We start from the raw sequence: 14,250 nt of genomic DNA on the forward strand, positions 1-14,250 counted from the left end.
CATCAACTGCGGCACTCTTCTCATTTTGCAGCTTTGAATAACCGTTGGGAAAAATGATACAGATCGTTTTTCCACACGAACCAATCGTGGCCTCCGCTTTCCTCAAACCATATGTGAGGTACACCGTGCTCCGCCAAATAAGCATGCGTCCGTTCGCTGATATGCTTGAGATCATCCTGATCTCCGCAAGAAAGCCACAGCAGTCGGAGAAGGGCCGCGGCTTCCTGCGGATCGGGAAATAGCCGATCGGGAGTTTTGGTATTAGGCGCCGGGGAAAAGGCTCCGATCCAGGCAAACCGGTCGAGATGGTTCGAGCCGATGTTCAAGGACTGCCCGCCGCCCATGGACAAGCCTGCGATCGCACGGCTCTCCCGGTCTGGCGATACCGAGTATTTCGACTCGATCCACGGGATCAGATCCTGGAGCAGGTCGGATTCGAATCTTTCGAACGCCCGAATCTTCTCGGGGTCGAAAATATCTCCAACGGGACGGTCGTCCGGCATCGCTCGGCCGTTGGGAAACACGACGATCATAGGCTCCAGCATGCCGTCGGCGTAGAGGTTATCCAGGATGATCTGGGGCTGCCCATGGTTGAACCATTCGTTTTCGTCCCCTCCAATACCGTGCAAAAGGTACAATACGTTATAAGTATGGTTTGGGGAATATCCTGGGGGCGTATATATCCGCGTTTTTCGGGAATTCCCTACCGTTTCGGAGAAATACTCCACCATCTCCACATTTCCGCGGGCAATATTTTCCCGGTACCGATCGAAGCCTTCCGGAGCTGTCGTTCCCATTCCATTCTCTCCTTTCGTATTTTCCTTCAAAAATGAATTCATTACGGCGAATAGCCAAATCCCAAGATTGTAAACCGCTTATTCTGTTGTCCGTCCGCCATTGCAATCTCCACCGTGTGTTCGGCGGACTCCCGCTCATTGTATAGGATCACGGCATGGCAGTGAGTCCAGTTCACTTGATGCGGATCGGCTACCCTTACCATTTTCCCGTCCACCCCTATGTTTGCGCTGCCAAATTCCGCGTCCCCCGAATCCTTGTAAACCAAAATGAGCCGTTTGCTCCTCAGGGTCATCCTGAACGGAGCATCCCCTGCTTCGGCCGTGTGCATCCAGTTATTGGGGAATTGAGGTGTCCCCAAGGAATGATCGTCCATTTCCGCCAACTGCAGCACGGCATCGGTCTCCCGAAAGCTCCCCTCATTTATTCGTGCGATACTTGGGCCATTTAGTCGGTCCAGCAGCCGTATATCGATAAAGTCGTTGCCAATGGCCGGTGGCTTGTGGATGGATATATCCTCCTCGTCCGAGACTGCCCGGTCGGTTACATCGAATAAATGCCCCAGACAATCGGCCATAATCTCGTGTCCCCGATTAGTAGGGTGATACATATCGGCGAAAAATTCCTCCTTGGACACGATGTTGCCCTGCTCACGGGTCCATAGAAACTGCTCCACGACGGCGTCTTTTATACTGACCATCGGAAGCTGATAATGCCAACCGACAGGGGCGAGCCGGCCTTGGAGATTCCAGTCGTTTTCAAACACACTGAACAGCAGGATCACCGCGGGCTTGTTGTCGGCGCCAAGGGCTTTAAGCACCAGACTTTCGTAACAATTCCCTTCGGTCTCGTCGTCCGCATCGTTGACGGCAAACTCCACGACGACGATATCCGGCTTTACCGCACCGTCCCTGGTCACATCTCGATCATAACGGACGACCCCGAGTTCCGACGGTGTACCTCCCAGCCCTGCTTTGACCAGGTGAATGGAGCTGCCGTCGGCGGGCGCGAACATTCGCTTAAAGAGCTGGTACGACCGGTAAGCGTAACAATTCGTCGGCAGCGGCTCCGCACCCGCCCCCTGCGTAATTGAACCCCCGATATAAGCGATCGCAACTTGCTCGCCTCTTTTCGCTTTCTCGATGGCCCTCTTCAATCTTTGGTTGTTGCCTTGATTTAAAAGCGATTTCGCGATCATCTTGCGATAAGCCGATTCCTGAGGCGCCGTCTCAGCTCCTGTTCCATCAACGGCATCCGATGAAGGTCCGGTCATCATCCATCCTCCTTTCCCATCGAAGAGTCTAGAAATAGTACAGCGTTTTCAACTTGATCTTCTCTCACGACCACAGGGTCACCCCGGTAAAAAACGATGCATTGACCAGCTTTGCCGGCGATTTCAACCAAGAATTCTCTTTCGTCAGGCATACCGTCGAAACTGCCGCTCCGTCTCCCTATCGTTAGGGTGCGCTCAGCTTCGCACCAGTGCATCTCAATCAAGGAGTACGAACCGGTCTCGTAATTGTAGGTATCCCCTTCATCTTCATAAAGTGTGAATTCGGCATCCTTGCCGGGGTATACTTTCAGGCGTATGGGCGCGCTCGGCAGTTCGTCGGCGAATTGGAGATCCGGTCCGACAGGAATAATCGAGCCGGCGCGGACATAGAGCGGAAGCGTCTCCAAATCGGCTTTCGCCTCGATCGTCTTGCCGCCCTCGATTCGTTCGTCGCTCCAATATTCGTACCATTCACCGGCCGGCAAATAGACATTGCGAAACTTACTGACGTTATGCAACTTGCAGGAGCCGGGACCGTAGTACATCGCCGTTGTGACAGGCGCGACAAGGAACGCCGGGCCGAACATAAACTGATCATCGATGTTGTGCACACGCGTATCTTCCCGGTAATCAAAAGCCAGCGCCCGAAACATCGTATAGCTTTGATGCGCGACCGCCCCCGCAAGTGAATAGATGTAAGGTATCAGCCTGTATCGGAGCTTCAAATACTTCACCAATGTGTCGTAAAACGGCTCGCCGAATCGCCAAACTTCCCTAGGCGTATCCGTACCGTGCGAACGGAACATGGGCAGAAATGCTCCCCATTGGAACCAGCGGACATAAAGCTCGCGGTACCCCAGGTCCGCAACTCCCTCGTTAAAATCCCCGTTCCAAAACCAAAGGTCCGGCTTATTGTGAACGAAAAACGCTCCTATATCAAGCGTCCAGTAAGGAGACCCCGTCATGCAAAAGTTAAGACCGTCCGCAATTTGCTTTCTGAGCGTCTCCCAATTGGCCGATATATCACCCGACCATGTAATCGTGCCGTAGCGATGCTGCCCGGCAAAAGCGGAACGCGTCAGATTCACAACCCGTTTACTGGCGGTTACGGATCGTTGTCCTTCATAGATACCTTTGGAATGCAGCAGCGAATAGGCATTGATATACTCCGGGTCAAGATAAAGCTTGGATTCGGCCGTGTTGGTCAGCATTCGCAATTCGGGCTCCGGCTTCACCGCTCCTTTCCAGTCCGCTTCGAACGGCTCTGTACAGTCGCACCACCACGCGTCTATACCATGAGAAAACAGTCCGTCATCCGCTTGCTTCCAATACAATCGGCGAGCTTCCTCCTTGAAAGGGTCGTATGTGGCTGGTTTCCGAGCAGAAAACCGGACTCGCTCATTTCGCGATGATTGTCACCCCCTTTTCTCATGGTCGGCCAGATCGATACCATCAATTTGGCGTTCATTTCATGCAACTTGCGCATCATACCCGAGGGGTCCGGAAAACGCCGTGAATCCAGAGTCTTTTGTCCCCACAGTTCGCCTTCCCACGACTGCCAGTCCAATACAATGCAATCCAGCGGCAGTTTGCGCTCCCGATACTCCTGTACGATAGCGATCAATTCCTCCTGGGACACGTATCTTTCTTTCGACTGCACATAGCCGTAAGCCCACTTCGGCAGCATCGGCGCTTCGCCCGTTAAAAAGCGAATGCCGGCTACAATCCGATCGAATTCCGGACCGTAAATAAAATAATAATCCATCTCGTCGTCAACATCGGTCCAGATGTACGAACCAAAGGAGTCGTCGTGAAAGCTTAGATTCGAACAGGAGTCCACCAAAATTCCGTAGCCGCGCGTGGACAACAGCACGGGTACAACCGCTTTCATATTTTGCTGGTACAAGTATTGATGTTTGCCCCGAAGGTTCATCATCCCTTCTTCATGCGAGCCAAGCCCGTACAGTGCCTCCCCGGGCTGCCACTCGAACTCCAGCTTGGTATGATAGGCCCGCCTATCGAAAATGCGGTTCATGCCTTCAACTCTTGCCCGAAGCCCATCCGCTCCGAGATTATTCTCAACAGAATCCTTGGAAACGTCGAAGATCGTCCGGTAAACGTCGGTGAGCTCAAGCGTCTTGCCTCCTCTGGACGGTTCTTTCGCCAACAGTCCGCCGCTCGCATCCCAATAGCTGAAAGCGCAGGTCGATTTGTCCACCCGAATCGTGAGCACATCGGTGGTCAGTTCCAGATCCCCGGATCGTTCCGTAACCGTCCATGGAACATCCTTCCTCTCCTGATGCTCCACAACTACTAGGCTCCGTTTGCTGCCAAACTCCGAATCCAAGGTGTAACGAATTCTTACGATGCCCGCCGCGCAAAAAGCGATATGGATGATCCCATCGGAGGTGTCCAACTTAACGCCGTTCGATTCGATCTGATATTGAACCAGCTCCAAAATTACCGCTCCCCTTCCCGATGGATTTGAATTAATATAATGATATTATTGTTGTTTTCGTAATATCTAGCAGATAATTACGTTTCTTGATCACTATATTACGGTTTTGTGGGAGGGCATTATGTTTGAGCATCGTTACCGGGAGGACAAGCTGCACGGTGTTCCCGAATTCCCGCTGGATATTTACAAGGTGGAGCACCCGGCCGACGCCTATTCCATCCTTCCCGTCCATTGGCATAGCGAAATGGAAATCATTTATCTGGCTGAAGGAAAGGCCGAATTCCGCATCGAAGACCGGAGGTTTGCCGTCTCGGCGGGAGAAGCGCTGATCGTTCATCCGGGGGAGCTGCATTCGGGAATTAACGATCAGGGTGTAGTGATCTGCTATTACTCCATCGTATTCAAATTATCCTGGTTGTCTTCATTCCAAGCGGATCGAATCGAGGAGCTGTTCTTGGGTCCGATTTTGCTGGAAAAAGCGAGGCTCCCCGCCTTGTTATCCACATCGGTGGGGACGCCTCCCGTACTGCTGGACCATGTCCGGCAGCTTCTGATTCGCTACAAGCAGCGCTCACCTGGCTATGAGATGAGTATAAAAGGCCTGTTGTTCCTGCTGATTGCGGATATTTGCCAATACGGACTGATAAAGAGAAATGAAGACCAGGGAAAACGCCCCGCACGCGAGGCGAACCAGCAGATAAAGAAACTGCTCGCTTATATGGAAGAACACGCCCGGGACAAGCTGGATTTGGATCAATTGGCGGCCGTGGTGTCCCTCAGCCGCTCCCATTTTTGCAAGTTCTTCAAAACGCAAACCGGGATGCGGCCGATGGAATACTTGAATTTCATTCGAATCAATCAAGCCGCCAACCTGCTGCGCACCGGATCGTACAATGTTTTGGAAGCCGCGCTGGAGTCCGGATATCAGCATGCCAGCTACTTTTCCAAGTGGTTTAAGTTCTATATGAACATGACGCCGTCCGAATACAAGGCCTACTATTCTACCGGTCTTTAACGGTTTGAATCCCTTACCTTCCTAGGCCCCTTGCGTTACCCGAAGCTTAGCCAAGATCAGCGACAAAGGTGGTCACGCTTTGAGCCGGGAGATGAGCCCAGAAATTTCCACCCGTCATCGTAAGCTCCGTTCCCGGCTGAAGATTGCTGCTGCCGCTAGTGATCCATCTGGAGATTTTCGAAACCGATGCATTGGGCAGGACAAAGTTCTGATTTACCCCGGAGTTATTTTTGTTGACGGCAACGATAACAAGCTTCTTATTACCTTTATAGGCGGATACATAAACGTTCGTTTCCGGATTTTTCGTCGCTTCAACCCGGACATACCCGGGACGGACGAATTTGGAGAAATGCGCCATAGCGTAACCGCGTTTGCTGATCGTGCCGTCCTCTTTCATCGGACCGTACGATCTGCGGATATACCACCATACGTAAGCTTGAAAATCTCCCTCTACCATCGCATTGTGGATATGGTAGGACACATCCAGGGCTTCGGGCCAACGATCCGCCGAGTTGTTGTCACTGTTCGGATAGTATACCTCCGTCATCCAGAGATCTTTGCCCGCTCCTTTTTGTTTGAACAAAGGATAAGCGAAATTGCTGACCTGGGTCCCGTACAGATGAGCGCCAAGAATATCCATATTGGCTAGCGCCTGCGGATCGTTTAGTATCGGGTCCGACATATTTTTCAGATACTGGAACGATTCCGGCGCGATCACTCTCGTATTAATCGATCCGGCATTTTCTTTCATGAAACGAAGCATTTCCTGCGGCGTCCACCACGTCCAGTCATGGGCATAATCGGGCTCGTTCTGGACGGAAATCGCATACAGATTCACGCCGTTGTTTCTCATATACGTCACGAAGTCGTTAAGATGCTGGGCATACGCGGCATACTTGTCATAACGGAGCCGCTTTGCCGACGGATCGCCGTTTCGGTTGAAGGTCTCGACCATGTCGGCGGGCGGATTCCATGGCGATGCGAATACGATGGCTCCGAGGGCAATCGCTCGTTTGGCCGTTTCCACTTCCCGGTACCATTGATTTCGGTCTTCGTGTACATAGATTCTCAAAATCGAGAAACCCAGTTGGTTATTTCCGTTCCCGAAGGCGGTTTCTCTTTGTGCCGCCGTCAAATCCCCGATCCAGACCGGATGGTTGATCCCCCCGAAACCACGAATCACTTGTTTTTCCGCCGAAATATTTACGATGGCGTCGCTGGCTGCGGCAATTTTTCCAGGTGCCCCCAGGATGGACAATGCCATGACAAGGGCCAAACATGCGTATATGGATTTCTTAAACCGTAAATTCATGAGACTGCTCCTCCTTGAATTTTCGTCAATTCACAAGGATCAACTGCCATTGCTGATGCAAATCCCCGCGATAAGGGTTCTGCTGGAGCTTCGCCCCGTCGGCGGACGACCCCCCCGCCACTTCGACGGCTTTATTGCTGTTCGCGTTAAGGATGCTCCAATATCCGTTGCTGAGCTTGATCAGGCGGAATCGCTGCGCCGAATTTCCGTAATCCTCCATGAGCTGTATCGCTTCCCCGTTGTTTTTCGAACCGTTTCTAACATCCATCACCTTGCCGTCGCTCGAGCTGACGCTGCGAAGCCGGTACAGATTGTTGTATGCTCCCATATCATCGGCAATCCATCGCTGCGCCGTAGCGTTATTGTCTGGCCATTGCTGCAGCTGCAGTGAATTACTGTTTTGACCGCCGGGGACGTCGATCACCTTGCCCGAGGCGCGATTCACGATTTTATAGGTTTCCCCCGACGTAATCCCGTTCCACATCCCGTTCCACGGATGAAGCTGCGCACGTTCATAGTACCATTCGAAGATAAAGCGGGCCATGCCGTCCCGTGCCGGATCGCCGTCGTAGAGCAGCCCTGCCGTCGGATCGGCAAACGTGCTTCTTGCCCCCGGCTGAAGGAGAAAACCGTTCATGTGGACCGCGATGCTGACGTTTCCGGCTGCCGTAAATATGGCTTTGGTGTTTTTGCCGAAACCTTCGCTCGATCCGTTGAACAGTTCCCAGTACTCCGAGTCACCCGGCAGCCGTTTAAACCAGGTCGTTTCCGTAATATTGATCGGATAGTTGTCTGCGCAAGGCTTGATGCTGGTATCCCATTGCTGCTGAAGTATCGAAGCGTTATCCTTTGCTCCGTAGCCCGGGTACCAATGGACAGCGTATCCGATGTTGTTCAGCGGATCGGTTAACGGACGGGTGGCGCATAGCTGATAATATTGATCCCATCCTAGGCCGGCGGCCCATATCACGTTATCCGCCCCTTGACTGCGGATCGTGGAAATGATGGAATTTTGAAAATGGCGCAGCGAGTCCCAAAACGCCGGGAAATCAGGATCGGAAGGGTTGCCTCCCCAACGTCCGTTCGCATAGGACAGAACCGGTTCATTAATGATCTCGAACATAACGTTGTCCGCGCTTTTGATCGCCGGTTGCGAGGCAAGATATCCCCAGATTTGATTGAATTTCTCGAGATTGGCCTGCGTCGTGGCCCGATTATCCTGGAGTGTGAAGTCGAGGCCTAGCGTAACGTAGATTCCTTTGGTCTTGGCATACTGGATATAAGGCACTACGACATTCTTCGTAAAGGACTGCAAGCCCGCAAAATTATACGTTCCGGCCGCCACGTCGCCCATGTCTTCGCGGTCGATAAAGAGCCTAACCTGGTTCATATACCAGCCGTGATTGTTGCCGTACTTCGGAGAGGGATCGGAGAATGTGTCGGTAATATCCTTTAAATACTCCAAAATGGCAGCATGACGATTCCCCCCATTCCGGTTCAGGTAGTAATTGCTTCCCTGATAAGTCCAGTACGAGCCACCGGGCTGGTGCCATCCGCTCAGGACAACGGGCTGCCCCTCGCTGTTTACCAGTTGGTTGCCGCTGACGTGAAGCTTGGACATCGGCATGCCCGACCATGCATCGGCCGCGCCATGATGGAGTCCCTGCGTTGCCGGCAACAGGAGCAGCACCGCCAATAACAGCTTGAGCGTCCATCCGGTTCTTTTCATAATCGATCAACTCCTCTCATTTTGGTTACGTCACTGATCGCTCGGCTTTTTCGTAACGGAAAAAATCGAAGTCGGCATGACCGCCGATTTGCCTGGACGCATAATAATAAAGCCCGATGCGATAACCCATAAAGTGATCCAAGGTATAGCGCATGCGCAGCTCCCCTCCGATCGGCAACCATTCCGTCCCGTCGACGGAATAATAAAAGATAGCCACATCTTTGCTGTTCTCAAAATCAAAGTCGATCTTCAAATATACATCCCTGCCGCGAAAAGAAACCCTTTCCAGCTCCATTTCTTCGCCATTTCCATCGTTCACACTCATCGAGATGAACTTGTCGCCGTTCTCCGCAACTTTAACGCCGACGGTGCCGAATTGGCTTTGCAGGGCAACAAGCCCCGCATGATCGCCGGGATTCATCCGCCCCGTGTCCAATAAGACACTCCCCGAGCATGCCGGCCCTTCCGTACGCTGTGTCAGCGTATTTCGCGCCTGAAGCACGCCTGCAGCCAAGCTGCCCGTCGTCAGTCTTAGGAAACCGGGGCGTTTGGTCACCGACCATAGCCGATGATCCGGGTTGTGGTTCCACTGCCAATTCAAAGCCAGCTTATCCGATGCATATTCGAATTCATCGCTGATCACGAGCGGCTTCGCCTCGGCTTGCGGCAAGTCGACTTCAAACCGTTCCGGCACCTTGCCTTCCATGCCGAACACGGGCCAATCCTCCTCCCAAACCACCGGCACCAAGCACGGGATTCTCCCGACGGCATCATGATCCTGGAACAGCATCGCGTACCACTTGCCATCCGGCGTATCGAACAGTCCACCTTGGGCGATTCCCTTGTTGCGGTAGCCGAGATCGTCGTCCAATACGATTCTTCGTTCATAAGGGCCGAGCAGTTCCCGTGACCGGTAACAGATTTGTCTGCGCCGGCCGTTACCGACACCGGGCTTCGGCCATTCGATAAACAGCAGATAATAGTAACCGTTGATGCGGTAGGCATGGCAACCTTCGCAGCGCAGACCGATACCTTCCGCTTCCGTTTCGAACAGCCGCTGGTTGATTCCGTTCGGCTTAAGGGCCGTGGCATCCCCGGTCAACTCGGTGATGTAAATATCCCCGTTGCCGTAGATCACGAACACCCGGTCATCAGCGAAGAGCAGGCCCGGATCATGCCGCAGTCCGTCGATGACGGATCTCTGCCACGACCCCTGCACGATATTGTCCGTACGGTACACGTAAAATTTCCTGGTATCGTTGCTAGAGAAACAAACATAGAATTTGCCCTGATGATGGCGCAGGCTGGCCGCCCAAGCGCCTTGCCCGTATATATTTTTGCCGCCTTCCAGACGATGGGCCTCGTTGTCTTCGAGCGTATCGTATGCGTAACTAACGATTTCCCAATGCATCAAATCCTCGGACCTCATGATCGGGCAGCCCGGCATCGAATGCATGCTCGTACTGACCATGTAGTAGGCGTCCCCTACACGGATGACATCCACATCCGGCACATCCGCCCAAATGATCGGGTTCGTAATCTGCGTCTTGTTCATCTGATGAATTCTCCTTTCAATCCATGGCGACAGATAGAAATATCCGGATACGCCCGTTTATAACTCAGCCTTCGCCGCCTCCACAACGGCCCAGAACGCCGGTTTGGGCTGATGCTGTTGATCGAACAGCATAGGCGCATTGGTGCGTGCGACCGGAAAACCATGAAGCCAGGTATGATCGTCGGCGATGCCCCAAAAGATGACGCCGCCAAGAATGTCCTTGTTTCGACGGAAAGCCTTAAACAGCTCGCCGTACCGATCGGCTTGCAGGCTCAGGATTTCTTGCGGGGGCACTTGGCCGTAGTCGCTGCGATCGTTCCAGGCATAAATGCTCATATCGAGCTCGGTGACGAGATTGTCGAGGCCGAGGTCCGCGAATTTCCGCATCGAGGCGATGATGGAATCCACCGATGGACCATAGATGTCAATATGCGTCTGATGTCCGACCCCGTCGATCGGAACACCTTGTTCCAGCAATTCTTTCACTAGCAAAAACAAACGGTCTCTTTTCACGGGGTTATCCGTACCGTAATCGTTAATATAAAGTTTCGCTTCGGGTCCCCCGGCTTCCCGGGCGGCTCGAAATGCCGTTGCGATGTAATCGGTACCGGCTATTTTATACCATTCGCTAGCGCGCATCCCGTCCGGATCCCCCGGTTCAATGACTTCATTCACCACGTCCCAAGACGTAATCTCGTCCTTATATCGGCCGACGATCGTCCTGACGTGGGTATCCAGGCGTTCCAGCAGCAATTTTTTGTTCGCCTCGCGACGCTTGGGGTCCGTCTCATTCACCATCGGCTTGCCTTCCGCATCTCGGAAGAACCACGCACCAGTTTGATTATGCCAAACCAGCGTATGGAAACGAACCCGCATGTTGTTCTCCTTGGCAAATTCTACGATTCGATCCGCATTCGTCCACTGAAAGTGGCCCTCCGTTGGCTGCATCGCCTCCGGCTTCATGGCGTTCTCCGCCACCAGCCAACGGACATGCTTCTTCAGCAATTCCGCCGATGGGCTGTTGATCTGATTCGGTTCAACCGCCGCGCCGATCGGAAAGTCCTCCTCAAAGAGCATAAGAAGCGAGGGAATATCCCGCCTTCCGGACGTCTGTGCCCGCGGCTCAGTTGGTGCGAATTTGTTAATCAGGGCTGGAGATTCGGATTTCGACTTCCCGTTCGTCGCTTCAGAGTTCCCCCTTAGCTCCACGACTCCCACCTCCTGTATATTTGGCTTCTGACTTCCAGCAACCTGCTTGTCACGACTGCCCATATAGGACACGATCAAAAGCAGGACAAAGGACACTACCGCCGCTGCTGCCACTGCCGTTGCCGCCCATCGGCCCCCCTTCGGCATACGAAGCAAAGCCTGACCTCCTTTCCACTTCGAGCAAAAGATGAGGGTTCCGGTATGGCACCGGCCCGAATGGTTACAACTCTATATTAGCGCTTACATTATTTTGGAACAACCTGTCAAATTTAGGGTATTTCACCTGTCCGATCTCAGGTTGCCAAAGTTAGAAAATGGAGAATGTATTCCCTCGCTTACAGATAACCAAATCATATGAGGCCCGCGGTGATCAAAGTGCCTAGTGCCCCATCAGCCATCGTAGTGGGAGTTCTAAAACTCTTCGCCATGGCGTAGCGTGCTTAATTTTGCATGCCCAACCACAATTTCTCTAAGCGCTCGCTGCCGCTACAATAGCGGCCATTTGGGCCGTTATTCCGGCCTAATTTGCCTTTACCGAGAAAATAGCGGGCCAAAAAGGCACTAGCATTGCATTAACTCGAGGGATCTAATGGCCGTAACCGCCTCCCTTTGAAACCGGGCAGGTGGATAGCGCCTTTTACGGCGCTATTTTGTCGAATCCGGCCCTTTGGTGTGAAATAGAGGTCATTTAGGGCCTTATTTTGAAAAAAATCGGGCCAAAACCTGATTTCTGTACTCGCACCAGAGAAATAAGGCCCTTTTTAGCCGCTATTTTTCCCGAAAAAGCATATCTGGGCGAAATAGCAGCCCAAAATGCCGCTATCATAATGTGCGGTAAGTGAGATTGCGGGGTGGGCAGCACCATGTCAGGTTTAATGCAACGCTAGTGCCAAAAAGGCCTTATTTCCTGCAACGGTGTGGGGCCAAATAATCACGATTTGACCCGCTTTTTCCTAAAATAGAGCCTTAAAAAGTCGTTATTTCCCAGAGCTAAGCCAAATTTGCAGAGTTAAGCCAAATTTGACAAAATCAGGCGTAAAAAGGCTCTTATCACAATTCACCAACCTGGCTTTCAAAGGGAAACCGGTCTCCGCTGAGTAGGAAGCAATCACCGATAAAATTGCCATGCTTCGAAATCAAATAGCTTCTGATCCCGCTCCCCGGTAAACACGAAGTAGAGATGACGTATGCCGGATGCGCCCGAAACCTCAATGGAAATTTCCATACGTTGTTTCGCAGCAGATGCAGGCGGTACGTTCACTGTGCCTATCCGTTCTCCATCCGGACAATCCAGTCGAAGCTCCAATCGCCCTCCCCCTTCTATTCCCGAGACCCAAGCCGTAAACACGGATGCTCCTTTTCCGAGATCAGCATTGGCCACTGCGATCCAATCCCGGTCGTGGATGTCCGTGACCGCCAGGGTTGGACTGCCCTGCTCGTCTTCAACAACAGAAGACGGATTGACTTGAATTCCGGCATTCCATGCCATCGTCACCGCCTCCGTACGTTGGAAAGGATTGAACGGCTGAGTCCCTTTCACGCCTTCCATGTCTGCGGCAATCTCCCTGAGGGTACCGTCCGGCTCGAAATGAACGCGGTTCAGATGGGTTGAGCGATAGCCTTTGGGAATCCCCATGGACTTCGCCAACGTTTGGGCATGATAGGCAATATACCAGTTTTGTTGAAACTGAAAAATGGCGTGATGATTATTTCCTCCGACCCCGAAGAAATGCCCCGGATTTTTCAAAATGGTCCCTTGATACGTCCAGGGGCCCATCGGATGCTCGCTGACCATATAAGCGATCTCGCCGGGAGGGGGACTGTTCTCCGGGCGCATTCCTTCCGAAAAGTTGGAGCAGTAGGTATAATAGTACCTTCCGTTAAATTTGTTAATGCCTGAATCCTCGAACATATAAGGAGCCGGAATCGTGACAGCTTCGCCGATCACGCTGACCATATCGTCGCCAAGCCGCATGACGCGGGCCGTATCCGGCATTTCGGCTTTGCCTTCCGGAATGCCGCCGCCAAAGTAGATATAAGCTTTACCGTCGTCGTCAACGAGTACGGCGGGATCAAACAGCCATGTGACGCCTTTCACGCCCGGCGTGTTCCTTGTGATCAGCGGCTTTCCTATGGGATCCGTCCACGGGCCGACGGGGCTGTCGCTCGTCAGCACGCCGATGCCGCTGGCGTTGTTGGCAAAATACAGAAAGAAGCGGTCCTCCCCGTCAATCACCTTGTGCGCTACGGCCGGGGCCCATGATTGGGTTGCCCATGCGGCAGCGCCGGCCGGTCCTGCGACCTGGATGGCGCCGTGATCGGTCCAGTTGATCAGATCCGCGGAAGAGATGACGGACAGCCTGTTGATCGTTCCGTAGCTGTTGTCCTTGACATTCCCCTCACCGTCATACTCCAATGCGTCGTACGTGTTATAAAGATAAACACGTCCGTCCACTGCCAGCACATAGGGATCCGCGCCGAATTTATGGGAGACGACCGGATTCCCGTTCGGAGGGATCTTGCCGATGGCGGCCGCATACGCCTCGCCGCGGGTGCTGTCCGCATCCCGGCTCGCATCATAATCGCCGCTTCCCCGGTCCATCCTTTCAGTTCCCGTTTTGCCCGCTTTGACTTTGATTTCATCGCTCATCTTGTCACTCAACTCCCGGTTTAACATTTTTAAATCGTCTTGGCCGCGATTCGCTAGGTTTGCCAAAACAAAGATTATGCTAACGAAAGCAAACAAAGTAGATATGACCAGTAACGGCTTTCCGGGCTCCATCCCTGAGCATGCCCTCCTCCATCGTTACTTGGTGACCTGTCATTCCTATAGCGGGTCAACGTTCCGGAACGCTCGTTAAAAAGTGTACCTTTAGCCAAGCAAGGCAACAACCCGACATTCCA

At 52.8% G+C, this 14,250-nt stretch carries 9 protein-coding genes and 1 pseudogene; 1 reads left to right on the forward strand and 9 read right to left on the reverse strand.

From position 1 onward, the window contains the following. Nucleotides 1-20: 20 nt before the first annotated feature. The 4 genes and pseudogenes from FRY98_RS02490 to FRY98_RS02500 all read right to left on the reverse strand — a co-directional run. Nucleotides 21-797: an alpha/beta hydrolase gene (locus tag FRY98_RS02490; protein WP_148450171.1), complete on the reverse strand. Its 777-nt coding sequence runs from the start codon at nt 795-797 to the stop codon at nt 21-23. A gap of 41 nt (nt 798-838) precedes the next feature. Beyond that, nucleotides 839-2,071, reverse strand: a complete 1,233-nt coding sequence (locus FRY98_RS02495) for an SGNH/GDSL hydrolase family protein (protein ID WP_249043312.1) — start codon at nt 2,069-2,071, stop codon at nt 839-841. After that, nucleotides 2,068-2,721, reverse strand: coding sequence for a DUF5110 domain-containing protein (locus tag FRY98_RS29275; RefSeq protein WP_338114593.1), 654 nt, complete (start codon nt 2,719-2,721; stop codon nt 2,068-2,070). Before FRY98_RS29275 ends, FRY98_RS02495 begins: the two co-directional genes overlap by 4 nt. Before the next feature lie 90 nt (nt 2,722-2,811). Further along, nucleotides 2,812-4,526: pseudogene (locus FRY98_RS02500) on the reverse strand (TIM-barrel domain-containing protein); the annotation flags it as partial. A 121-nt stretch (nt 4,527-4,647) separates the two neighbouring features. Here FRY98_RS02500 and FRY98_RS02505 point away from each other — a divergent pair. Next, entirely contained in the window at nt 4,648-5,541 is an 894-nt protein-coding gene (locus FRY98_RS02505) for a helix-turn-helix transcriptional regulator (RefSeq protein WP_148450172.1), read from the forward strand. Between the two features lie 46 nt (nt 5,542-5,587). Here FRY98_RS02505 and xynC read toward each other — a convergent pair whose 3' ends face one another. The 5 genes from xynC to FRY98_RS02530 all read right to left on the reverse strand — a co-directional run bounded on the left by xynC (nt 5,588) and on the right by FRY98_RS02530 (nt 14,128). Beyond that, a complete protein-coding gene (gene xynC, locus FRY98_RS02510; protein ID WP_148450173.1) occupies nt 5,588-6,853 on the reverse strand; it encodes a glucuronoarabinoxylan endo-1,4-beta-xylanase XynC in 1,266 nt (421 codons plus the stop codon). A 25-nt stretch (nt 6,854-6,878) separates the two neighbouring features. After that, the gene (locus FRY98_RS02515) at nt 6,879-8,582 is read right to left on the reverse strand and encodes an RICIN domain-containing protein (protein ID WP_148450174.1); all 1,704 of its coding nucleotides are present in this window, start codon (nt 8,580-8,582) and stop codon (nt 6,879-6,881) included. A 25-nt stretch (nt 8,583-8,607) separates the two neighbouring features. Beyond that, nucleotides 8,608-10,137 carry a glycoside hydrolase family 43 protein gene (locus FRY98_RS02520; protein WP_148450175.1) on the reverse strand — a complete coding sequence of 510 codons (1,530 nt, stop codon included), beginning with the start codon at nt 10,135-10,137 and terminating at the stop codon, nt 8,608-8,610. Nucleotides 10,138-10,194: 57 nt separating this feature from the next. Beyond that, complete coding sequence (locus FRY98_RS02525) at nt 10,195-11,502, reverse strand: endo-1,4-beta-xylanase (RefSeq protein ID WP_211373244.1); 1,308 nt, start codon at nt 11,500-11,502, stop codon at nt 10,195-10,197. 952 nt (nt 11,503-12,454) lie between these two features. Then, nucleotides 12,455-14,128: a glycoside hydrolase family 43 protein gene (locus FRY98_RS02530; protein WP_148450176.1), complete on the reverse strand. Its 1,674-nt coding sequence runs from the start codon at nt 14,126-14,128 to the stop codon at nt 12,455-12,457. Between the last annotated feature and the right edge of the window lie 122 nt (nt 14,129-14,250).

It is taken from the genome of Paenibacillus faecis (assembly GCF_008084145.1).
In the GTDB taxonomy this organism is placed as follows: domain Bacteria; phylum Bacillota; class Bacilli; order Paenibacillales; family Paenibacillaceae; genus Fontibacillus; species Fontibacillus faecis.

Bases quoted from the DNA above. Each gene is read 5' to 3' on its own strand.
- FRY98_RS02515 (WP_148450174.1), bottom strand. From the start codon at position 8,582: ATGAAAAGAACCGGATGGACGCTCAAGCTGTTATTGGCGGTGCTGCTC.
- FRY98_RS02520 (WP_148450175.1), bottom strand. From the start codon at position 10,137: ATGAACAAGACGCAGATTACGAACCCGATCATTTGGGCGGATGTGCCG.
- FRY98_RS02495 (WP_249043312.1), bottom strand. From the start codon at position 2,071: ATGATGACCGGACCTTCATCGGATGCCGTTGATGGAACAGGAGCTGAG.
- FRY98_RS02505 (WP_148450172.1), top strand. From the start codon at position 4,648: ATGTTTGAGCATCGTTACCGGGAGGACAAGCTGCACGGTGTTCCCGAA.
- FRY98_RS02490 (WP_148450171.1), bottom strand. From the start codon at position 797: ATGGGAACGACAGCTCCGGAAGGCTTCGATCGGTACCGGGAAAATATT.
- xynC (WP_148450173.1), bottom strand. From the start codon at position 6,853: ATGAATTTACGGTTTAAGAAATCCATATACGCATGTTTGGCCCTTGTC.
- FRY98_RS29275 (WP_338114593.1), bottom strand. From the start codon at position 2,721: ATGTTTCGGGCGCTGGCTTTTGATTACCGGGAAGATACGCGTGTGCAC.
- FRY98_RS02530 (WP_148450176.1), bottom strand. From the start codon at position 14,128: ATGGAGCCCGGAAAGCCGTTACTGGTCATATCTACTTTGTTTGCTTTC.